Annotated in this window: 23 protein-coding genes; 15 read left to right on the forward strand and 8 right to left on the reverse strand. The window is 49.9% G+C overall.

Features of this window, described 5'->3' with window-relative positions; all coding sequences use genetic code 11:
* The first annotated feature begins 91 nt into the window (after window positions 1-91).
* A complete protein-coding gene (locus tag ACZ5ZV_RS10630; RefSeq protein WP_464116994.1) occupies window positions 92-736 on the forward strand; it encodes a hypothetical protein in 645 nt (214 codons plus the stop codon).
* Window positions 733-1,839, forward strand: a complete 1,107-nt coding sequence (locus ACZ5ZV_RS10635; protein ID WP_464116995.1) for a hypothetical protein — start codon at window positions 733-735, stop codon at window positions 1,837-1,839. Before ACZ5ZV_RS10630 ends, ACZ5ZV_RS10635 begins: the two co-directional genes overlap by 4 nt.
* A gap of 94 nt (window positions 1,840-1,933) precedes the next feature.
* On the opposite strand, the gene ACZ5ZV_RS10640 is transcribed toward ACZ5ZV_RS10635, so the two are convergent.
* Entirely contained in the window at window positions 1,934-2,353 is a 420-nt protein-coding gene (locus tag ACZ5ZV_RS10640; protein ID WP_464116996.1) for a hypothetical protein, read from the reverse strand.
* A 160-nt stretch (window positions 2,354-2,513) separates the two neighbouring features.
* Window positions 2,514-4,229, reverse strand: a complete 1,716-nt coding sequence (locus tag ACZ5ZV_RS10645; RefSeq protein ID WP_464116997.1) for an ATP-binding protein — start codon at window positions 4,227-4,229, stop codon at window positions 2,514-2,516.
* A gap of 95 nt (window positions 4,230-4,324) precedes the next feature.
* On the opposite strand from ACZ5ZV_RS10645, the gene ACZ5ZV_RS10650 reads away from it, so the two are divergent.
* A complete protein-coding gene (locus tag ACZ5ZV_RS10650) occupies window positions 4,325-5,035 on the forward strand; it encodes a VC0807 family protein (RefSeq protein ID WP_464116998.1) in 711 nt (236 codons plus the stop codon).
* On the opposite strand, the gene ACZ5ZV_RS10655 is transcribed toward ACZ5ZV_RS10650, so the two are convergent.
* Entirely contained in the window at window positions 5,032-5,772 is a 741-nt protein-coding gene (locus tag ACZ5ZV_RS10655) for a hypothetical protein (protein WP_464116999.1), read from the reverse strand. The two genes, ACZ5ZV_RS10650 and ACZ5ZV_RS10655, sit on opposite strands and share 4 nt — an antisense overlap.
* A gap of 109 nt (window positions 5,773-5,881) precedes the next feature.
* On the opposite strand from ACZ5ZV_RS10655, the gene sohB reads away from it, so the two are divergent.
* Genes sohB through ACZ5ZV_RS10685 form a run of 6 tightly spaced genes read left to right on the forward strand, consistent with a single transcriptional unit; the run spans window position 5,882 to window position 12,835 of the window.
* Complete coding sequence (gene sohB, locus ACZ5ZV_RS10660) at window positions 5,882-6,901, forward strand: protease SohB (RefSeq protein ID WP_464117000.1); 1,020 nt, start codon at window positions 5,882-5,884, stop codon at window positions 6,899-6,901.
* A gap of 13 nt (window positions 6,902-6,914) precedes the next feature.
* Entirely contained in the window at window positions 6,915-7,883 is a 969-nt protein-coding gene (locus ACZ5ZV_RS10665; protein WP_464117001.1) for an ABC transporter ATP-binding protein, read from the forward strand.
* Between the two features lie 17 nt (window positions 7,884-7,900).
* Window positions 7,901-8,878 (forward strand): ABC transporter ATP-binding protein, encoded by a 978-nt coding sequence (locus tag ACZ5ZV_RS10670; RefSeq protein ID WP_464117002.1) that lies wholly within the window; start codon window positions 7,901-7,903, stop codon window positions 8,876-8,878.
* Window positions 8,879-8,918: 40 nt separating this feature from the next.
* Entirely contained in the window at window positions 8,919-10,610 is a 1,692-nt protein-coding gene (locus ACZ5ZV_RS10675; RefSeq protein WP_464117003.1) for a peptide ABC transporter substrate-binding protein, read from the forward strand.
* A gap of 26 nt (window positions 10,611-10,636) precedes the next feature.
* Window positions 10,637-11,608, forward strand: coding sequence for an ABC transporter permease (locus ACZ5ZV_RS10680; protein WP_464117004.1), 972 nt, complete (start codon window positions 10,637-10,639; stop codon window positions 11,606-11,608).
* A gap of 12 nt (window positions 11,609-11,620) precedes the next feature.
* Window positions 11,621-12,835: an ABC transporter permease gene (locus ACZ5ZV_RS10685; protein WP_464117005.1), complete on the forward strand. Its 1,215-nt coding sequence runs from the start codon at window positions 11,621-11,623 to the stop codon at window positions 12,833-12,835.
* On the opposite strand, the gene ACZ5ZV_RS10690 is transcribed toward ACZ5ZV_RS10685, so the two are convergent.
* Complete coding sequence (locus ACZ5ZV_RS10690; RefSeq protein ID WP_464117006.1) at window positions 12,807-13,742, reverse strand: TIGR02285 family protein; 936 nt, start codon at window positions 13,740-13,742, stop codon at window positions 12,807-12,809. The genes ACZ5ZV_RS10685 and ACZ5ZV_RS10690 overlap by 29 nt on opposite strands.
* Before the next feature lie 412 nt (window positions 13,743-14,154).
* Here ACZ5ZV_RS10690 and ACZ5ZV_RS10695 point away from each other — a divergent pair, with 412 nt between their 5' ends.
* The 4 genes from ACZ5ZV_RS10695 (at window position 14,155) to ACZ5ZV_RS10710 (ending at window position 17,379) form a co-directional block, all read left to right on the forward strand.
* Window positions 14,155-15,354, forward strand: a complete 1,200-nt coding sequence (locus ACZ5ZV_RS10695; protein ID WP_464117007.1) for an ISL3 family transposase — start codon at window positions 14,155-14,157, stop codon at window positions 15,352-15,354.
* A 148-nt stretch (window positions 15,355-15,502) separates the two neighbouring features.
* A complete protein-coding gene (locus tag ACZ5ZV_RS10700; protein ID WP_464117008.1) occupies window positions 15,503-15,982 on the forward strand; it encodes a hypothetical protein in 480 nt (159 codons plus the stop codon).
* Between the two features lie 74 nt (window positions 15,983-16,056).
* On the forward strand, window positions 16,057-16,296 hold the full coding sequence (locus ACZ5ZV_RS10705; protein WP_347356616.1) for a Sec-independent protein translocase subunit TatA/TatB: 240 nt from the start codon (window positions 16,057-16,059) through the stop codon (window positions 16,294-16,296).
* 69 nt (window positions 16,297-16,365) lie between these two features.
* A complete protein-coding gene (locus ACZ5ZV_RS10710; RefSeq protein WP_464117009.1) occupies window positions 16,366-17,379 on the forward strand; it encodes an alkane 1-monooxygenase in 1,014 nt (337 codons plus the stop codon).
* Here ACZ5ZV_RS10710 and ACZ5ZV_RS10715 read toward each other — a convergent pair.
* Genes ACZ5ZV_RS10715 through greA form a run of 3 tightly spaced genes read right to left on the reverse strand, consistent with a single transcriptional unit; the run spans window position 17,339 to window position 20,613 of the window.
* Window positions 17,339-18,139, reverse strand: coding sequence for a glycerophosphodiester phosphodiesterase (locus ACZ5ZV_RS10715; protein WP_464117010.1), 801 nt, complete (start codon window positions 18,137-18,139; stop codon window positions 17,339-17,341). The genes ACZ5ZV_RS10710 and ACZ5ZV_RS10715 overlap by 41 nt on opposite strands.
* Window positions 18,136-20,085: an AsmA family protein gene (locus tag ACZ5ZV_RS10720; RefSeq protein ID WP_464117011.1), complete on the reverse strand. Its 1,950-nt coding sequence runs from the start codon at window positions 20,083-20,085 to the stop codon at window positions 18,136-18,138. Before ACZ5ZV_RS10720 ends, ACZ5ZV_RS10715 begins: the two co-directional genes overlap by 4 nt.
* A 39-nt stretch (window positions 20,086-20,124) precedes the next feature.
* Window positions 20,125-20,613 carry a transcription elongation factor GreA gene (gene greA / locus ACZ5ZV_RS10725; RefSeq protein WP_464117012.1) on the reverse strand — a complete coding sequence of 163 codons (489 nt, stop codon included), beginning with the start codon at window positions 20,611-20,613 and terminating at the stop codon, window positions 20,125-20,127.
* A 129-nt stretch (window positions 20,614-20,742) separates the two neighbouring features.
* Between greA and ACZ5ZV_RS10730 the strand changes: the two genes are divergently transcribed.
* Window positions 20,743-21,003, forward strand: coding sequence for a (2Fe-2S)-binding protein (locus ACZ5ZV_RS10730; RefSeq protein ID WP_464117013.1), 261 nt, complete (start codon window positions 20,743-20,745; stop codon window positions 21,001-21,003).
* Window positions 21,004-21,006: 3 nt separating this feature from the next.
* Here ACZ5ZV_RS10730 and ACZ5ZV_RS10735 read toward each other — a convergent pair whose 3' ends face one another.
* Window positions 21,007-21,444: a (2Fe-2S)-binding protein gene (locus ACZ5ZV_RS10735; protein WP_464117014.1), complete on the reverse strand. Its 438-nt coding sequence runs from the start codon at window positions 21,442-21,444 to the stop codon at window positions 21,007-21,009.
* Between the two features lie 130 nt (window positions 21,445-21,574).
* Between ACZ5ZV_RS10735 and gloB the strand changes: the two genes are divergently transcribed.
* Complete coding sequence (gloB, locus tag ACZ5ZV_RS10740; protein ID WP_464117015.1) at window positions 21,575-22,327, forward strand: hydroxyacylglutathione hydrolase; 753 nt, start codon at window positions 21,575-21,577, stop codon at window positions 22,325-22,327.
* The last annotated feature ends 4 nt before the right edge of the window (window positions 22,328-22,331 follow it).

Here is a 22,331-nt window from a genome sequence, read left to right on the forward strand (position 1 = left end):
ATTGTTTTTATTAAACTTTGCCGCCACTCCCCCAGACTCTCCTTTGTGTCCGCCCCTTGCAATAAGACCGGACACCACAAAGGAGCTTCCCATGAACAAATACCTAGTTTCCCTTTTCTGCTTAACACTGGCTGCTTGCGCGCCGACACCCGAAGAAATCAACGATATTAAAAAATCCTACTCGAAACCACAAATGGGCTTCTCAGGTCTTGTGACCGTTCAACACTCTGAATTTAATGGAACCTCTATTCATCTTCCCCAGCAAATCTCTGTGGAGTTTGAACAGGAAGCGGCCACGGGGAAACATTTGTCCCTGTTTAAATCCCCGACCCGTCTTCTTTCATTAAGTCCAAATGAGGACTTTGTTTCCATCGGCTGCAACGAAAGCACGGATATTGAAAGTGTACCGGCCAATTTGAATGTGGATACTCTCAAAATCTGCGGCCGCCACCAGATCGCCCACAACGCCCTGAACATCACTGCCAATACGATCATTGTGGATTCCGCCATTTTGGAATTCATTCCCACCCAATCCCAACAAGGCAGCAATCGCATCACACTTACTTCCAAAATATTTTGGGTTGAAGGGAAAAACAACATCACTCTTCAAGGAGCCAAGATTCCAGGCGGTCGCGCCTTGCCACCGACATTGAATCTGGATGCTGGAATGGTCACCGGCCTTGGCCACCTGAAGGTTCTTTCCAAAGCCAATATTTTTTCCGTGAGTATCAAATGAAGAAAATTCTTGTCGGCCTGACTGCCCTTCTGATTTCAGTTCAGGCCTCGGCCGCAGAAAATTCGGCTCTGCAATCGGTCCTGGAAGCCATGACCCGGCAGTATCTGGAAAGCTATGTGCGGTCCACCGTCATCAAAGAACTGGAAGAATATGCTGGAAAAGCCCTGGCTCAAGATCTTTCGGGCCAGGTTTCAACAGTTCTGGCTGCAGTTAATCTGGTCGACAACGTAAAACAATACAACGAAGCCGAATCCGAAAGTGAGCGATACCAGGCCTTCTCCCAAGCCGTTGCCAACGCCGTCACCCTGATTCCTGCGGTGGGACCGGCAATCGGCGCCCTTGTGCAACTGGGCGTTCTGGCTCAAGGCATGAGCGCGGCTTTGATTTCAAAAACCTACGCTTTGGAAACAGCAAAAATGATTGCTGAAATCACAGCTATTGAAAAAACCACTTCCGAAATGATTCTGGCGGAGTATGAAAAAGAAAAGGCCGCCTTTACGATACTGATTGCAAGATCCGAGGCACTGACAGCTTTAATCAATCAAAACTCTGTCCTGATCAAATCGCAGTGCTATGGTGTCGACGACATTCTGGTTCCCAATCCCAAAGAGTGTTTGAAAAGTGCGCTGCTTCATAAAAACCTGTTCTATACACAAATGCAGACCATGAATCGCATTGTGAATTTTCAAGGCCGTTTTATTATCACGGCCACCGGAGTTTCTCCGGAAATGCGTGAAAACATGAGACAAATACTCGCCGTGGCGGAGGACGGATTCAAAAAAATTCACAGCGTGATTCTACAAAACATTCAATCCCTCAATGAAGACCGGATCGTTGCTTTACGAATCAAAGCCTCCAGCCGGGCGCGCATTTATCGCTGCGAAAGATTGATCGCAAAAGAACTGTCCGCTCTTTTAAAGGCCCGCGTAGAAATGGAAAATGGTGGTGAGGATATTGTCTTTGCGGAAATGTCTTTACAGGAAAGTCAGCAAAACCTGACGGAACTGACCGAGCAAACCTGTCAGGACACCCTTCCCAAAATGGCCCCCGAGATTTTGCGCATAATGAACGAGCTTGGCTTTTTCGTCGGTCATAGGCCTTAGGCGGATCCAAGACTCCTGGCACTTATTGATGTGGGCCTCTTGCGCAGCAATTGACGCTGCGTAGACCCAAATAAGCACCTGGAACCTTTAGGCTTTAACGAGTGTACCCAACAAAGACTTCCACTTTTGCGCGGGAGCCTCTTAGGTTTTTGCTCACGATTTCCAGCTCGATTCTTTGCAGACGAATTGCGTATTGTCCGTGGACTCTGCGAGAGTAGGATGTCCCGCCGGAGAAATCCCCTTCAAGTTGCGACAGATTCACAAGAGCGCCCGAAGCGGTCTCTCCAGTTACGCGAGTTACGCGGACCTCACCATCATCAACGGCAAAACGCACTTCCTTGACGGCGCGAAGAGTGTCCAAGTTGATACTGAATCTCTGAGGGAAGCCTTTCGGAGCTGTGAACTCGCCGACACGCTCCCAAGAGCGCACTTCACCACGAACATAGTCATCAGACTGGTTCCCACCGTGCTGCGGAGGCTCCGGTGACCAAGGGCGTGACCGCCAACAAAACACCAGCTTAGAAAGACTGATTCAACAGGCTTCCGGCAAGAAAGGTCTTCATGATGACGACCGTCGCCTCCAGCACGCCATTGAACGCCTCAGGCAAACGGTAACAACAACGAAAGACTCAGAATCGCGATAGAGAGTTCAGAATCTACAGAAGCATCCCCGCTTAAGCCCGGACGAAGAGCGGAAGTTTGACCAGGACCCGCGTGCCAACTGGCGAGTTTACTTCAAAACTCAAGATCCCGTCCATCTGCTGCACGAAGTCCCGGGTGAATTTCAGACCCACACCGAAGCCATCTTCCGAGGACACCGATTCACCCGTATCCGACAGCCGAGCCAGCAGATCCGAAGATATTCCCGCCCCTTCATCCTGAATCATCAGAACCGCAAAAGCCCCCTCTGTCCGGGCGGCAATCAGAACCTGAGCCTTGTCGGGACTGAACTTGATGGCATTGGACAACAAATTGCGAACGATCGCATCCACCACGCGCGCCGAACCCCAAAGCCAAACCTCCTGCTCAGGCAACTGAACGCCCAGATCCACATTTCGCTGCAACATCTGCGGCACCAGATGACGAACAACGGCTTTGATTCGAGCCCCCAGCTCGACTCCGCCTTTGCTCTCCTCCTCGAAACTCCAGGTCAGGATATTTCGCAAAAGCTCCAGTGAAACCTGGTGGGCTTCATGCACTTTGCCTAAAGAAGACTGCGATCTCCCGGCCTCGTCTCCCGAAATCTGGCGGACCGCATCTTTAAGAAGCATCTGCGTCCCTACCAACGCCCCGGTCAGATCATGTGCCAGAACCGTTTGAACTCGTTTATTAAAACGGTGCATCCTCAGAATCTCTTCATTCAGTTCACGCAGCACCTTGTTGCTTTCCTCCAACTCAGTTACGTCGTTCAATTGCAGAATATGCGCGCGGTTTTCGCCGTGCTGCGATTCCAAGGTGTGTTTTAAAACCTGATAACTGAAGCCCTCAGAATGGTACTTTCCGTCACTTGCCAGAATTTCCGCCAACACTGGAATTTCTTGCGCCGGGCGCCCCCGCCAGCGCTTCTGCAGGCCCAGGATTTTTTCGGCCGCCATGTTGCTACCCCAGTACTCACTGCGTGTGTTCAGAATCACAACCGGCCCCGGCAGGCCCTCAAAAACTCTTTGCTGCGCCAAGGAAGTGATTTCAAAAACATCAACACGAGTTGCCGCATAGTGAATGGCAAGAATAAAGGGCCACAAACCCATTACTTTTAATTGCCGCCACGGCATATCCGGCGAAGCCAGCAAAATGCCAGCCTCCAAAACCAGGGGCCACAGACTTACCGCCACCAACGCTGTTGCATACCGGCGGCGAGCCCCACGCAAAACAATGGCCGCATAGGCCGCGATGGAAAAGGCAAGAACAATACATAAAGCACTATAAACAAAAGTGGCGCGAATCAGGGGGCCACGGGTAAACCCCACCAATCCTTGAAAGGCCGGAAGCTCATGAAAATCACTGTAAAACAGCGGAGCCACACCCGGGACCCCCATCAGACCTGCGGCATTGGCCCCGATAACAAGGACGGGGAACAAAAATATCCAACGCCACCAGCGGCGAAACTTTGCGGAGAGTTCGGAAAAGAACAAGGCTGCAACCAGCAAGAGCCACGCTGGAAACATCAATGGCAAAGCTAACATCCGAAAATGGGTCATGAAAATTTTAAACTGCATATCATCGACCGCCATCGTGCTGATCAATGAAAACGCCCACATGGCATAACCCACTTCGATCACAAAAACCAGCCGATGCAGATAGGAACGACGATAGGACCAAGTCCTCGCCGCATACAAGGTGCTTACAAGAAAGCTGATCGCCGTCGAAAGGTAGATTAAAATCAAAGACATCTAAAAATTGTCCCTGCTCCTTGGACCAAGAGCAACGTCTCTTTGCGCACAGCGCCGACTTGCCTTTTTAGCAGAAGCCGACAAGGATGCTAAGCATGTCAAAACAGGAACCACCTAAAGAGAACGGCCTTCTAAATATTATCTTCAACATCGTACTGCCTGTCTTGATTTTAAATAAATTAAGCAAATTCATTGGTCCATTCTGGGCCCTGATCCTGGCGCTGGCATTCCCTTTGGGCTATGGGGCCTATGACCTTATTAAAAGGAAGAAGTTCAACGCCTTTTCGGCCCTGGGATTACTGAATGTCCTTCTCACCGGAGGTTTGGCTCTGCTGGGACTTAACGGCTTCTGGTTTGCGGTCAAAGAGGCGGCATTCCCCGCTCTGGTGGGCCTCTTTGTGATGGGCTCTGCCTTTACCAAAAAACCCTTCATTGAAACTCTGTTCCTGAATCCGGCTCTGATGAAAGTGGACCTTCTGGAAGAGCGCCTAAAGGCCAACGGCAAACAGAAAGACTTCCATGATCACATGAAAAAGGCCACCATCTGGCTGTCTCTTTCATTTGCTTTCAGTGCCGTATGCAACTTTGTTTTGGCGCGCAAAATCTTTACTGAAATTGATCCAACTCTGACCACGGATGCACAATCTACACTTTTGAATGAGCAGATTGCGCAGATGACCACATGGTCGATGGCCATCATCATGGTTCCCTCCATGCTCTTTCTGCTGGGAATTTTCTGGTACCTGATGAGAGGCATCAAGCAGCACTCGGGCCTCAGCACCGAAGAGCTGCTAAAGGAAAATTAGAAGTCCGTGCCGCCTTCAAAAGGCGGTGGTGGCGGAGGAGGTGGCGGGAAATCCCCGTCTCCACCAAAACCACCCCCAAAGTCGTCGCCAAACGGAGGCGGTGGTGGAGGTGGTGGAATATCGCCACCAAAATCGTCAACGTTAGGCGCTGGCACGTAGCCCCCATCCCCGCCGAAATCATCAAAGGTGGGCGGTGGTGGGAAAGAACTTCCCCCACCATAAGAAGATGAAGATGATCCGGACGAACTGGAGCTTCCAGGGGTGACTCGGCCATATTTGGGCTTTGCCCCGTACATGGCGCGCTTGCGGTAATCATAACGAGGGCGATCCTCCAGAAGACCCAACTCCTGAGCCTCCGTAGGAAGATTTTCCCCCCGCGTGACAATCCTTTGTTTGCTCTTTTGCTCGATATATCTCAGACGCTCTTGCTCATAAGCGTCATCAAACTTTTTCTTAGCAACCGCATCAGCCTTGGCCTCGGGGCCCTCGTCAGAGATGGTTTCAGCTTTCTTGGTCCTCTTATATTCAGCCAAAGCGCGGTCTTTTTGATTCTCCCACTGCTCTTCCTCTTCCAAATAGGCTCTTTCACCCTGTTGGCGGGCCTTTTCAAAGCGTTCTTGAGAGTTATGATGCTGAGCAAAACCTTTAAGACGTGTTTCTTCAGCACTCTCGCCAAAGGCGGCGGAGCTTAAAAGGAGCAAAACCAAAATAAAGGTCTGACGAGCTGAAGAGTTCATTCCTGCCGCCAGTCTATCAGGCTCCCCGCTTTTTTTTGAGCAAACAAAAAAGATGCTCGACCTTTGGCTAAATCATGAATAACGTACACCTTTGTCTCTAAGGAGTACTATGGACGCATTGCAGAGCATCGGGGTTTTCGCAGCACAGACATTTCTGATTCTATTTGCCATTTTGGCAGTGATTCTGGTGATTGCTTTGATTGCCGCCAAAGCCAGCCATAAATCCGAAATCCAAATCGAGCTTCTGCACAAGCGCTATAAAAACTTCCGCCATATGCTGAAGGCTCACACGGTCACCAAGTCCGAACGTAAAGAGCTGAAGAAAAAGTTGAAGGAAGAACGCAAAGCCCATGAATCCAAATCCAGTGACGGCGACAAAAAGGTCTTCGTGATCGATTTTGAAGGCGACGTCAAAGCCTCTGCCGTTGAAAACCTGCGCGAAGAGGTCACTGCGGTTCTGACCCTGGCCACTCCTCAGGATGAAGTGGTCGTGCGTGTGGAAAGCCCCGGCGGCGTGGTGCATGGTTATGGCCTGGCAGCATCCCAGCTTCTGCGCATCCGTGAAAAGAACATTCCATTAACAGTTTGTGTGGATAAAGTGGCAGCCAGCGGCGGCTACCTGATGTCGGTCACTGCCAACAAGATTCTTTGCGCGCCGTTTGCGATTGTGGGCTCTATCGGTGTTGTGGCTCAGTTGCCGAACCTTTACCGCCTGCTGAAAAAACATGATGTCGACTATAAAGAATACACCGCCGGCGAATTCAAGAGAACCGTCAGTCTTTTGGGCGAAGTCACTGAAAAGGGTGAAGAAAAGTTCAAACAACAACTGGAAGACACCCACGCTTTGTTCAAAAGCTTTGTCAGCCGCTTCCGCCCTCAACTGAACCTTTCTGAAGTGGCCACCGGAGAATACTGGTACGGCGAACAGGCCCTGGGTAAAGGCTTGGTGGATGAAATCCGCACCAGCGATGATTACCTTTTGGGTCTTGCAGACAAGCATCAGGTAGTTAAAGTAAAATTTGAACACCACCAAAGCCTGAGCGATAAATTGTCCGGCGTTCTGGGTCGCGCCTTGCGCAAAGGCGCCTTGTCGGCAATTGAAGAACTTGAAGCCAGACGCTTTCTTTAAGAGGACTTAAGCAATGTCAATTCAACCATTACTTGAAGTAAAAAGCCTCGAAACAACCTTCGCCACCAAGGCCGGTCCTGTTCGCGCTGTGAATAATGTCAGCTACGAAATCCATAAAGGACAGACTTTGGGAATCGTGGGTGAATCCGGATGTGGCAAATCGGTCACCTCTTATTCTTTGATGCGTTTGATCGAACACCCCGGCCGCGTCACCGGAGGCCAGGTCCTCCTGAATGGACGCGACATCCTGAAAATCTCTGAAGCTGATATGGAAGAGGTTCGTGGCGGCGAAATGGCCATGATCTTCCAAGAACCTATGACAGCCTTGAATCCTGTTCTAACCATCGGTTTCCAGATGGACGAGCAGATCATGAAGCACAAAAAGTGCGGGCCGAAGGAATCCAAAGAACGCGCCATTGAAATGCTTCGCCTGGTGGGCATCCCTTCCCCGGAAGAACGTTACAACTCCTACCCTCACCAACTTTCCGGGGGGATGAGACAGCGGGCCATGATTGCCATGGCTCTTTCCTGCGACCCGACTTTCCTCATTGCGGACGAACCAACAACAGCTTTGGACGTAACGATTCAAGCTCAGATCCTGGAACTGATTCAGAATCTGCAGGAAAAACTGAATATGACCGTTCAGTTCATCACCCACGACCTGGGTGTAATCTCTGAGATCTCTGATCGCGTGATGGTGATGTACGGAGGACAGACTTGCGAACAGGCTGACACTTCCGAATTGTTCTTAAATCCCAGCCACCCTTACACCGCAGCCCTGATTGCGTCCCGCCCGAAATTTGGCGAACGTGTTCAGCGCCTGACGACCATTGAAGGCAGCGTTCCGGCGCCATTTGAATTGCCTAAGGGGTGCCCGTTTGTGAATCGCTGTTCACGTGTGAAAAGTGAATGCGCTGGCACCAAACCGCCTTTGGTTGAAATCAGACCAGGTCACAAAGTGGCTTGCTTTAATCCTCTTTAATATTGGGAATTCGAACGATGGATAATATCATTCTTGAAGCCAGAAATATTAAGAAGCACTTCCCGATCAAAAAAGGTCTTTTGCTGCGCGAAGTGGCCAGTGTTAAGGCCGTGGACGACGTTTCCCTGGTCGTTCACAAAGGGGAAACTCTGGGGCTTGTGGGTGAATCCGGCTGTGGCAAATCCACCCTGGGCCGCACCTTGATTCGCCTTTACGAACCCACTGCCGGTGAAATCAACTTTGATGGACAGGATTTCCTGAAACTCAAGGGCGAGGACCTGCGCAAAAAACGCAAAAACATGCAGATGATCTTCCAGGACCCTTATGCTTCCTTGGATCCACGCATGACCGTTGGGCAGATCATCCGTCAACCGATGGATATTCACAACGTCGGCACCTCCTCTGAACGTGATCAGCGCGTTCTGGAGCTGATCGAACTGGTGGGCTTGCGCAAAGCCCATGTGAATCGTTACCCGCATGAATTTTCCGGTGGCCAACGTCAGCGTATCAGTATTGCGCGCGCCATTGCGCTGAATCCTGAACTGATTATCTGTGACGAACCTGTCAGCGCCCTGGACGTGTCTATTCAGGCTCAGATTCTGAACCTGCTGAAGGATCTTCAGGAAAAGCTCAAACTGACCTATGTCTTTATCTCTCACGACCTTTCTGTGATCGAGCACACCTGTGACCGTATCGCCGTGATGTATCTTGGTAAGATCGTTGAGATCGCCAGCCGTGATGAGCTGTTTAAGAACCCACAGCATCCTTACACTCAGGCTTTGATCGGCGCCATCCCGCGCGTGGGTCAGGGCAAAAAGAAAATGAAGAAGTCTTTGGGGGGCGAGGTTCCTAGCCCAATCAATCCTCCTTCAGGATGCACCTTCCATCCGCGTTGTCCTTATAAGATGGACATCTGCTCGCAGAAAACACCGGTCCTGGAAGGAACTGGAAACCATAAAAAATCCTGCTGGCTGGAAAAAGCCCCGCAGATTTAGTTTTTTTGTTTTTAATGTTTTTCATCAACAAGGAGAAAGTATGTTGAAGAAATTTGCCAAAGGACTGTCTGTAGCAGCGGGCTTGGCCCTCAGCTCTCAGGCTGTTGCAGCTCCGACAAATGCTGAACTAAAAATCGGTATTTCTCAGGAATTTGAAACAATGAATCCTCTGATCATGAGCATGTCAGCTTCCGCTTACATGTACCGCATGGTGGGCCGCTCTCTCGTGGTTTTGACTCCGGAAGGTAAATGGGTCACTCAGCTAGCCAAAGAAATCCCATCTTTGGAAAAAGGCACTGCGAAGATCATCGAAGAAGGCGGCAAAAAGAAGATCGTTGCCAACTGGGAAATCATTGAGAGTGCAAAATGGGGCGACGGCAAACCTGTGATCTGCCAGGACTTCATCACCTCCCACACCATCGCGACCAGCCCAACTGTCAGCGTGGGTGAAAAAGAACAATGGACTCAAGTTGAAAAAATCGACATTGATCCGAAGAACCCAAAGAAATGTACTTTCAAATATGAAAAAGCCAAATGGGACTTCTTCACATTGGCTCAGTTCTTCCCGGTTCCCACTCACTTGGAAAAACCTGTCTTTGACAAGTATTCCAAGCAAAAAGAGGGTTACGAAAAGAACTCCAACTATGTTCGCAATCCGACCAATCCGGGCCTTTACAACGGTCCTTATGTGATCAGCGACGTCAAGTTGGGCTCTCACGTGGCCTTTGCCCCGAACCCGAACTTCTATGGCAAACAGCCAAACATCAAAAAAGTGATCGTGAAGTTGATCCCGAACACCGGCACCATGGAAGCCAATCTGCGTTCCGGCACGATTGACATGATTTCCACTTTGGGTCTGGATCTGGACCAAGCCCTGGCCTTTGACAAAAAAGCCAAAGCGGAAAAGCTGCCATTTGATACTCACTTTGTGCCGTCTGTGACTTACGAGCACATCGATCTTCGCCTGGACAATCCCATCCTGAAAGATGTGAACGTTCGTAAGGCGTTGTTGTATTCCATCAATCGTGAGGACCTTGTGAAGGCTCTGTTTGAAAACAAACAGCAAGTGGCTTTGCACAACGTTTCCCCGAAAGATCCATGGTTCACGGCTGATCCAAAAATCATCACTGTGTACCGTTATTCCAAGCGTGAAGCAGGAAAGTTGCTGGACGCTGCTGGTTGGAAAATGGGCAAAGATGGCTACCGTTATAAAGACGGCAAAAAGCTTTCCATCGTTTTCCAAACAACTGCGGGCAACAAAACTCGTGAGTTGGTTCAGGTTTACCTGCAGAACCAATGGAAACAAGCGGGTATCGAAGTTCTGATCAAGAACGAACCAGCACGCGTGTTCTTCGGCGACACTATGTCTAAGAGAAAATTCGAAGGCATGGCTTTGTTTGCCTGGGTTTCCTCCCCGGAAAACAGCCCGCGCTCTACAGTTTACTCTAAGGCCATCCCGAACAACAGCAATGGCTGGTCCGGACAGAACTATCACGGTTGGACAAATGCCACTGTGGATAAAAACCTTGAGGCCCTGGATCTTGAGTTCAACGCGAAAAAGCGTGCGGACCTGGTTCACGAAATCCTGAAACTGTACACAGCGGAAGTGCCTGTGTTGCCTCTTTACTACCGTTCAGACATCTCTGTAACTCCTAAGAATCTTAAGAATTACAAAATGGCCGGACACCAGTTCTACGAAACGAACAATATCGAAGACTGGAACTTGAACTAGATCCTGGATTTCTGGAGGACCCTGTTATGACGACATTTATCACCCGCCGCATTTTGCAGACACTCGCTGTGATAGTGATCCTATCCTACGTGTGTTTCTATTTGATGAGCTTGATGCCCGGTGACCCGGTGGACATGATGGTGGCCTCCAACCCCAAGATCACGGCTGAGGACGTAGCCCGTTTGAAATCCCTTTATGGTTTGGATCAACCCGTTTACAAGCGTTATGCGAGCTGGATGGGTTCCATTCTTCAGGGAGATCTGGGCTACAGCCGGACCTATCGTGTTCCTGTTCAGGAACTGATGGGGCCTCGTCTGTGGAATACGTTCCTGCTTTCTGCCATCTCACTGATTCTGTCCATCGCCATTGCTGTGCCACTGGGGGTTCTTTCTGCGCTAAAACCAGGAAGTAAAACCGACTACGTGGTCAATCTTTTCTCTTTCGGAGGAATCTCGATTCCGTCCTTCTGGCTGGCGATTGTTTTAATTATTCTTTTTGCCGTGAAGTTCCCTATTCTTCCTGCGGGGGGAACTCAAACTATTGGAGCTGAAAACATGGGCTTCTGGGCGGATCTTAAAGACCGCTCCATTTATCTGATCCTGCCTGTTCTTAGCTTATCGATTCAACAGATCGGACGCTTTTCCCGCTTCACCCGTTCAACGATGCTCGAAGCCATGCGCAATGACTTTATTCGCACCGCACGGGCTAAAGGGCTTTCGCGTTCAACAGTGATCTGGCAACACGGCTTCCGCAATGCTCTGATCCCTTTGATCACGATTCTGGCCTTGAGCTTCTCGGGTCTGTTCTCTGGAGCGATCCTGACAGAAACCGTCTTTGCTTACCAAGGGGTCGGCAAGCTGGTTTATGACTCCATTATCGGTAATGACTATAATGTGGCGATGATTTCATTTGTGATCTCGGTGAGCATGGTTTTGTTGATGAATCTGGTTGCTGACATCCTTTACGGTTTTGCGGATCCACGCATCTCTTACCAATAGGATCTGTTGTATATGAGCGAAATGACAATGAACGAAGTTGATATCGAAACCAATCAGTTGTCTTCCAAAGATCGGGCCGAGCTGGAAAAAGCCCAGCCGATGTGGAAAATGGTCCTGACTCAGTTCATGGACCACAAACTGGCTGTGGCAGGCGCTGTGATCATCACTGTGTTTATGCTGATTGCCATCTTTGCCGGAACCATCCAAAGCATCACTGACATTGATCCGGATGCCCAAAACGTGGGGAATCGTTATCTGGCTCCTTTCACCACAGCCCAGGTCGGTCAGGATGTGCGTGAAACAGAGATCGAGAAATTCATCACTGAAAATCCCGAAGTGGCCGATGCTGTTCAAAAAGCATTGGTTGAAAAAGAAATCGTCGCGGTGGCTGAGGCCGATGCGATCTATGAGCTGGGCGCCAAAGAAACCAAAGAAGCCATTGCGGCCCTGCAGTCCCTGTCTTTGAAAGAGGCCGCTGGACTTGTGTCTTTGTTTAAAACCTTTGAAACCTTCCACCTGTTCGGCACCGATGAATTGGGACGTGATGTCTTTATCCGTCTGGTCTATGGCACTCGGGTGTCCATGGGCGTGGGTGTCCTGGTGGCTATTGCTTCGGCTTTGATCGGTCTTTTGATCGGCAGTATTGCCGGATTCTATGGTGGCCTCGTAGATACTGTTTTGATGCGTGTGACAGATGCCCTTTTGTCTCTGCCACACATTCCGGTTCTGATCGTGATTGCAGCGATCGACATGTCCAAGATCCCATGGTTGAAGGCCATTATCAGCACTTCGAACGAAAGCATTTTTAAGATGATCATCATCTTGTGTTTGTTCTCGTGGATGTCCGTGGCTCGCCTGGTGCGTGGAAGCATCTTATCTATTCGCGAGCGTGAATTCGTTTTGGCGGCCCGCACCTTGGGTGCCAAGGACAGCACTATTATTGTGCGCCACATGTTCCCGAACGTGATTGCGCCGATGCTGGTGGCCATCACCCTTGGAGTTGGTGAATCCATTTTATTTGAGGCGGCCTTAAGCTTCCTGGGTCTGGGAATCATGCCACCAACCCCAAGCTGGGGGAACATGCTGAACAACGCGCAGGAACTGATTTATCAAGCTCCGTTCCTGGCAATTCTTCCGGGTCTTTTGATTTTCCTGACCACCGTCAGCTTCAACTATCTGGGGGATGGTTTGCAGGACGCTATTGATCCAAAGGCGATCCGCCGCTAAGACTTTTCTCAGGGACCGTGGTCCACGGTCCCTTGGCTCTTCTTTGATAAAACTCCTCTAAAATTTTTCTGTTCGCCTTCAAGATTTCAGGGTCCAACCAGGACTCAATGGCAGCCTGATATCCGCGGGTGCTGGCCAGACTCTGCAAAACCTCATCCGCTTTTAAAACCACGTTTCGCCCCCATTCATTCTTCGTGCATGCCAGATAGAATGTCACAGCCGGATGGGATTCCTTGATATTCTTCATCAGCAGCGGTTTTTGTTGGTAATTTCTTTCATTGAAAGCACTCACCACCGCCTCATACTCAATGCTGTAATCATAGCGACGTTTTTTTATCATACGCATGATTGGCACATACCCCTCTGGAGTCGGTTCTATAAAAATTGACGAAGATTCCGCCGCTTTTTTCAAAATTGAATCTATCTGCTCGCCATAAGATCTGTTTTTAACAAAAACACCTTTCCACTTTTTGTTGTTCAGAATCTCCTGCAAAGAGGGCTCTTTGGGAAGCTCGTTCAACAGATCTGCCCGCGCTGTCAGAATCACGTAGCTGTGAGGCACCTGATAAGCCAGAGCTGTGAAATACGCCCATTTTTCGCGTTCAGGGGTTTTCAAGGCCACGCCAGAGCAGACGTTTTTATTTCTTTTCCATAGCTCCAGCGTGTGGGGCATGTCTGCATACAAATCCACGAACTGATAGTTCACCATGCGTTCCGCCAGAATCTTTTTTAGCCGGTCTGCACGCCCTAACTCCTTGTTGGGACCTTTTAGAATAAAGAAGGGTTCCCAATCCGTAACCGCCCAGGGAATTGCAACACGCATGTCCCCTTGTAGCGCGGATGTCTGAGCCCAGAGGAACTCGACAAAACAGCCTAATACTAGAAGAAGAACAATGACACTCTTCACATCAACACCCTGACAATAGGTTACTCCTGCGCCCTTCAACCCCCAGCATGTAATTTACCAAGCCGAGGTCTTGCACCTGCCGGGATCTTTCTAAAATAAGTGGGTCGGCTGTGGATAAGTCCCTTTAAACGGGATACGCCATCCGGGCTCAGCCGGCTTCTTGCCCGCCAGTAGGCGGGCGCAGGCATCCTGCCTGCCGGAGATCCCTTTTTAAAGGCACTTACCCACAGCCTACGCGCTAAAATAAAAAAGCCCCTGCTTTCTGTGCATTTGTCTGTTTTGATTTTGTTACTACGCAATATCAATATGACAACAGAAAGAGCCGAGGCTTCAGATGTACATTCCTCATTGTTTCAGATCCTTTCAAGGATTTTCTGTTAAAGACATCAAAGAATTTCGTTTCCGACAACACATGGAGCTAATTTTAGAGTCTGAAACCTCGCGGAAACGACTTTGCAATGTCTGTGGAGAAGAACTTGGGGCCATGCATGATCGATACTGGGTTTCTGCGAAACATCTTAGAGCATTCGGGTGGACTGTCTCTGTAGGATTTTTTCGAGAAAAACGAGAGTGCCATAACTGTAAAAAAGTTCGCAGTGAGTGGATTGACTTTCTTTGCCCCACAAGCCCACATATCACGATGGAACTAGCTTGGTGGATCAGTCGCCTTTCTGAGGTTACAACGGTCTTACAAGTCTCAAAACTTGAATCTGTCGATAAAATGGCCTGCTATAAAGTCGACAAACATATTTTACAGAGGCTGCTGCAGGGATACTCCATTCCCGAAGTCACTCATATCTCTGTTGACGAAGTTTACGCTCGCGGTACTGCCCAACTCAAAGAGGGGGAAGGTCGAGATGATCTGTTTTTAACTGTGATAATTGATCACCGAACTCACAAAGTAATCTGGGTCAGTACTTCCAGACGCAAAGAAGCTCTGGACACCTTCTTTGAAATGATCGGCCCAGAGGCCTGTCAACGCATCAAAGTCGTCACCTGCGATCAACATCGTGGCTATGCTGAGAGTGTCCGGCAGTACTGCCCAACTGCAGATATTGTTTGGGATCGTTTTCACTTAGTTCAGTCTTTCAACGAGACTCTGAACCAAGAGCGAAGAGAGGTCTGGACTAAAACACAAAAGATCTCCGACCACGGCTATCTCAGCGGAAAGTATAAATACCTTTACATCACCAAAGCGAATAACAGATCAACGCATGATAGGGAGCTCATTATGAAGGTCATGGGAGAAAATAGAATTGTTGGGCAGCTTGAGATGATCAAAGAGCGCTTTCACAGGATGTTCGATATTTGTGGAACTCCAGATGATGCCATGAATGAACTTACTTTGTGCTATGAGTGGAGCGAAATGATTGGAGCAAAGTATTTAGCTAAGTACTTTTGGAGCCTTCTAGATAGACCCGAATTTACGGCGTACTTTGTTCATCGTCTAACTTCTGGGGTGTCGGAGGGCATAAATCGAGCTATAAAAACCTTAAAATGGGTGGCATATGGCTACAAAGACATGAGCTACTTTGCTTTAAAAATCATGCAAAAGTGCGGGTACTTGAACTCTAAATACGCATTAAGTTGGCTTTATAACCAACCGGCTTAACCCACAAAAAGAAGAAAGACCGCACCTGCCGACAAAAGACTGTTCAACGGTGTAAAAAACACAAGGACTCCTGAACCAAACCCGATTAGGTGGGACTCAGAGGCGGCACGGATCTTGTTATAAGGAAGCTTGTTAAAATGGGGTTGATATGAAAACGATATTATCTTTCTTCGCCACAATCTTCTTTTCTTTATCTGCACTGCCACAGTCATCTGCAGAGCTGACTTGTCGTGCTCAAGCCAAAGAGATCGCGTTGCAGACCTATTCATCCTGTATCACCGAAGCACGCAACAGCCAGGTCGATGAAATCCGAAAAAATTATCAAAAGGAACTGGCTGACCTGAAGGCCAAGTACGACCAAGAGCTAAAGAAAATGGGCTCCGTAGGTCCTAAAAAAGCCCAGACCGCCCCTGCCGTAAAGGTACAAAAGGCCCCTGTGGCAGCCAAAGGTATCGCCAAACAACTTCCTGGCAAGGCTCCCGTAGCCTCTGACGATGCCATGCCGGTTCAGACCGTCTCGGAAGGAACCAAGGTGGTTGCTGTCGGTACTGAGGAAAGCTCTGATGCCCTGGAAAAAGAGGCCGCGGATGCAGATCAGGTCGAAATAATCGAAATGCCAGTGGAATAACCCTAGACAGGCATTGATTTTCCTCCCGGACAGGTCTAAAAAGTGTACACTTTAAGACATTCGGGAGGACCCCCATGGGTGAGTTTAGCCTTACACACATTCTTCTTCTTGCTGTTATCTTTTTGATCTTCTTCGGCCCAAGCCGCCTGCCTCAATTGGGTCAGTCTATGGGTAAAGCCATTCGTGGCTTCAAACAAGGTCTGAACGAAATCGACGTGGATGCTAAAGATATCCATGACAACCAGCAAGTGTCCCACCAAAACAAACAAAATGTGGGTCAGACGCAAAAACAAAACGAAACACATAATTCTTAATTGAATTTTGGTGCTCGTCTTTAAAGCCTTCAAGGTGCTAAGCTTTTACTTAGAACCATGAAGGCTTTTTTGTTTTATTCCCGTTACAGTCTTTCTTATCTGATGGCCCTGGGCTGTCTGCTGGGCGCAAGCCTGGGGGGCGCTTGGACCTATCTCGGTGTCGTCCTGCTGTTTGTTCTTCATCCTGTGATAGACAACTGGCAAGGCCCTGTGACACAGACCCCGGAACTTCGCCCGCCCTCAAAATGGGCCGACGCTCTGCTGGTTTCAGCGCTCCCCTTCATGTGCCTTTTTCTTTTTGTCGGCGTCATTCATTCGATGAAAGCATCCACTTTCGAACTGATCGGACTGATTCTTTCTTTTGGCGCCTACAGCGGTGTGCTGGGCATCAACACAGCACATGAACTGATTCACCGGCGTGAACAACAAATGCGCGGCCTGGGAGTCGGGCTTTTGGTTTTATCCAACTTCGGGCACTACGCCATCGAACACGTCTTTGGCCACCATAAGAATGTCGCCACCCCTTTGGATCCCGCATCGGCACGCAGGAATGAATGGATCTACACTTATCATCTGCGCTCTTTCTTCGGAGGCCTGGCAGGTTCTTTTGCTTTTGAGTTTCGTCGCCTGCGCAACAAAGGATGGGGGCACGTCCCCAGGCACCGGGTTTTCTGGTACCTGCTGCTGCAGACACTGGTGACTGTGGCCGTGTATGCGTTGTACGGAAAAATGGCCCTGATCTTCTGGATGGGACAAAGCCTTATGGGAATTCTGTTGTTGCAAACAGCCGACTATATCGAACATTACGGCTTACAGCGAGCCCTGCGGGACAACGGCATGTATGAAGGGCTCAAAGCTCATCATTCGTGGGACAGCTATCACCGCTGGACAAATTACAGCCTGATCAATCTGGGCTATCATTCCCACCATCATCTGAAGGCCACCTTGCCCTTCCCGGAGTTGCAACAACAACCCCAGGCTCCGCGACTGCCCTATGGATATTCCGCCATGGCTTTGCTGGCCTTTGTCCCGCCTGCATTTTTTAAAGTGATGAATCCACGCTTACCACAGAATCAGAAATAACACTGATCGCACCGGCCTGCAGATACTTCCGAACCTCGTCGGGATCATTCACGGTCCACAGGGCCACCGGGACCTGACGTTTTTTCCAGCGTGTGACTGCGTCCGGTTTTACATAGTTGTGATCCAGATGAAGAGCATGAACACCAATATAAGGGGCCAGCCACATCTGGCGCAGATAAATCTTGTTTTCCGGATCGTCTTCACCCGTGGCCAGCAGCGCCCGGGGCACTGTGGGCAGCAGACGTTTCATCCTCCACAAAGCAAGTGGGTTGAAACTGGAAAAAAGAACTCTCGACTCGCACCCGTGTTTGCGCACCAGCGCAGCCACCGCCTCTTCTAGCGAACCTTGCCAGACAGAGTTGGATTTCAGCTCGATATTGATAAAACGAGGCACTTGCGACGAGGTCAGCACCTCTTCCAGAGTGCAGACTTGCGCCCAGGCTTTCAGTTGTTCAACAGTTGAATCGGACACACGGTCTGTCCGCTGCTTTCCCAAGCGCCGCAGATCCGCATCGTGAAACACCACGGGGATTGCCTCGGCAGAAAGGCGCACATCGAGTTCAAACATTTCAAAACCCTGGGATTTGGCAGCTTCAAATGCAGACAAAGTATTTTCCTGCGCGCCGGCCTGCCAGTAACCACGATGAGCCTGCAACGACGAAGGTCGCAAAGCTGTCTCAGGCCAGGGCACAGCCTTCCACGTCCAATGACGATACAAAAGAAATCCCAGCAGAAAAAACGTCAGTATCAGTGCTGTCATTTTTCTTCCACAAACACGGGCTGTTCACGATTTCCCTGAATCTGCCAATGTCGACGAATCTTGCCTTCTTTGACCGTCACTGTCCCCTTCAACTCGGCGTTGTCATCCCAGGCCCCCTCGGTCATCAAACGGCCAGCCTTGCCGATATGCCCCTGAAACTGCTTCCATGTAAGATGTTTGAAGTTATCAGACTGCATGACACCACTGACAGACTGCAAAGACAGGTCGCCGGACTTCCACCAAGAATTCAACGTCACCTGTTTTAAAACCTGCGCTGTCGGCGACTGTGGCCCCACTTTCATGGATTGAATCTGCGTATTCAGAAGGACTTCGTTGCGGACCCAGTCGAAGTTGGCTTTGGTTTTTCCAAGACTGACGCCCTCCACATCCATCGAATGCAGGCGCACAAGTCCTTTCAGGGCCTGAATCTTTCCATCTTTCAGGCGCAAGTCCCCGTCCATACTCAGAAGACCAATACTTCCCCCGTGAGTCATCAACTTCTGCACCGGTGGTGCCAACGACAACTCATCAATATGGGACTTCACTTCAAGCTCTTTAAAATCCCGATCCGCACGGAAGCGAACATCACCGACAAAGACACCGCCTCTTGGTTCCACGCGTTTGATCTGGAAAGTCCATAGATCCTTTTCCAAAGTCACGTCACCTGTCATGGTCTCGATCACCTGCAGTTCACGCTGACCCTTGTTGGAAAAGACAAACTCCAGACCCGTATGTTCACCCGTCATGCGCATTTTCTGGTCCGACACGATTTCAGCCCGACCGGCAAAAGTCCCAAGACTTCCCAGAATGCCCGTTTCTTTCGGACGATTCAGCAACACCAGAAGTTTTTCAACATCCAGCTTCTTAATATCAATGCGGATGGGATCGTACTGCAAAGGCTCCAGCGAGGAGATGTTGATGCGCTCGACGTACATCTCTCCGAGGTCGCCCTCCATTTTCAGATCCCGGACCTCCAGTGGAGATGTGCGGATTTGATCCAGGGGCGCGGAGAATCGCGCCTTCGTGGAAAGCCACACCTGGCGACCATTAAGATCCTTGGAGGCCAGATCATACTTCTGCAGAATTGCCAGAATCTGACTCAGGGGAATATGCTTCAGATCTGTTTCCATCGCCAGTAACTGATCCCCCAGGTTGTAATTGGCGATCACACTGTAATGCCCCTCGCGCCAGTTGCCGAAGAAATGCGCCTGCACCGCCGCTTCCGGGGACTCTTTGTACTGCAGATACAAGTTTGCGTGGGAAAGATAATCCCCGACCTGACGATCCTTCAAAAGATGACTTTTTGCGGTCACTTCGATGACCTTCGGCTCAAAGGACTTCACCTTCACAGCAAAATTCATCAGCTCCGTGGAGTACTGGGGATGTTTTTCCGAAGAAATACGCAAGGTGCGAATGAAAACACCACGAATGTCATTGCGATATTTTTTACTTTGTTCGGACGGCGACAGTGTCACCGCCGGGCGCGGAGCCGGAGCCAGCTTCAGCTTTTCTGATTCCTCAGGAGAACAAGCTGTGGGATCTGAGCGCAGGGTCAGTGCCATGGTATTGGCCTCCACTGTGCGCACCGGCGCTTCACCCCGAAGCAGACTCACCAGTGAAAGTGGCAAACGAAGTTCGTCAACTTCCATCACCGGGGAACCCCAGCAGGCTTCAGTGGCTTCCATTTTCACATTGGAGATAATCACGGCAAAACGCGGAAGGATGCCGTTACTTAAACTCAAGGAAGCCGAGGAAAAACTGACTTTGACGTCTTTGTGAATGTGGCTGGCCGCTTTTTCAATGCGAGCGGCAATCCGCGACGGAGACAACAGGGACTTGGCCGTGTAACCCAGAAAAAAAGCCAGGATCAAACCAGTCAGTAGAATGGTCATTCCCGGCTGTTCAGCAATAAGATGTCGATCGGATAAACGTCTGCGCGAGTCCATGTCTCATTCTCACAGAGAAGGACATGGACCGACAAGAGATTACTTGTATTCGAAGGAGATGATTTCGAATTCTTTATCGCCCTTCGGGCTTTGCACGGTCACAGTGTCACCGTCTTTTTTGCCGATCAAAGCACGCGCCAAAGGAGACAAGATGGAGATCATGCCCTTTTTAACATCCGCTTCGTCAACACCCACGATCTGGTAAGAGAACTCTTCCTCAGTTTCGGTATCAACGATCGTCACAAAAGCCCCAAAGACAATGCGATCTGCCTTGATGGCGGAAGTGTCGATCACGTCAGCGCCGGCCAGTTTGCCTTGAATTTCAGCAATACGACCTTCAATCATCGCCTGGCGTTCTTTTGCAGACTCGTATTCTGCGTTCTCAGAAATATCCCCTTGAGCACGAGCTTCTTCGATAGCCAAGATCACAGAGGGTCTTTCTTCCAACAACAGCTTCTTAAGCTCAGCATCTAGCAAAGCTTTTCCGCGGATAGTCATAGGAAGTTTATCAGGTGTACCATTAGCCATTTCAGCTCCAGTGTTAGAAGGACACATGTTGTACCGGATTCTTGGGCTCTTTTCAATGTATCTATGACGCTTAGCAGTGCTGCGGCTTCTCGGATACCCTTTTCGGATGCGGGGCATTACAATTAGTCTATGGGCGCCAAGAAAAAAACCGAAATCATCTGCCGATGCAACAATGTCAGCCGCGAGACCATTGAGCAGGCCATCCGTAATGGCGCTACGACTCTGAATGATATTTTTGATACCACTTCGGCTGGGGTGGGTCCCTGTGGCGGATCCTGTCGCAGAAAGCTGGGGCCCCTCCTGGAACACTTCCTAAAGACCGGCACCTTCCCCGAAAAAATCGTCGAGGATCTGACAGGCAAAGCGCCCCCGCCCAAGAAAGACGAATAAGTTTTAAGCTGTTTTTTTTCCCAGACGGAAATCGATGATCTTTTGCACTTCCGGACGGCACGTTCCGCAATTAGTGCTGGCATTGGTCTGACGACTGACCACTTCGGTGGTGTGAGCCCCGGCGATGACGGCCTGGTCCACCGTGTGCGCCGCCACAGATCGACAGTGACACAATTCCGCGTCCTGATACGGAAACACCCATTCTCCACGCAGTTTCAAGATCATTTCCCGCAATAGCAGACTGGAGTGGTCCCGCCCTTCAGGCAACGGCCACTTTTTAAGATCCGCACCAAAGTGCTTTCTCATTGTCTGCATCATATCCATAAACTGCGAGCAACCCATGATTGAAACCTTCTCCACGGCACCGGGAGCCTGGGGGTCTTCCCCCTGACATTCCACTTCGATAAAATCCCGTCCGTCCAACTCAACTTTGATCTTCATATAAACACATATGATATAGTATTGGACCCGGCCCCCCAAGACCAGTTATGCAGGTACACAAGTACACACCTTGGTCTTGTCGCCAACGCCCGAAACTGAGACACTACCCTGAAGACAAAGGAACTCCCCCATGCACAACACACGAGTCGAGCTACTTCCCATTTTTGACGACAACTACATTTTTGTGCTCATCAATGAAGACCTGCAGTCGGCTGTCGTGGTGGATCCCGGCGAAAGCGCCGCAGCAGAGGATTTCTTATTAAAACACGACCTGACTCTGGCAGGTATACTTCTGACTCATCATCACACTGACCATATCGGTGGCGTGCATGCTCTGAAAACACGCTTCCCCTGCCCTGTCTATGCACCGGTGAAAAACAAAACCCAGATTCCCTTTGCCGATCATTATTTGCGGGAAGGCGATATCGTCACCCTGCCACCGTTTTCCTTCCAGGTCCTGGAGCTTCCCGGCCACACACTGGGGCACATTGCTTACTGGAACTCAGAACACAAGTGGTTGTTTTCAGGTGATGTGATTTTCGGTCTGGGCTGCGGTCGACTTTTTGAGGGAAGTTACGAAGAAGCCTATCACAGCCTGCAAAGAATCAAGGCCCTTCCGCCCGAGAGCCTGATTTACTGCTCCCATGAATACACGCAAAGCAATCTGCAGTTCTGCCGAAGTCTCTCTGCAGATAACAACAGCCCGTTATCAGGAAAGGCAATGACCCTGGAAGCCTACGCCACAGAGCTGCACAACAAACGCAGCCACCAGCTTCCCAGCGTGCCCCTGAAGCTTGGCATCGAAGTCACAGCCAATCCTTTTCTGCTGGCCCGGGACGTGGCGCAGTTCCGTTACTTAAGGGAGCTGCGCAATCGATACTAAGGAA

The sequence above is a fragment of the Bdellovibrio sp. HAGR004 genome (genome assembly GCF_055397015.1).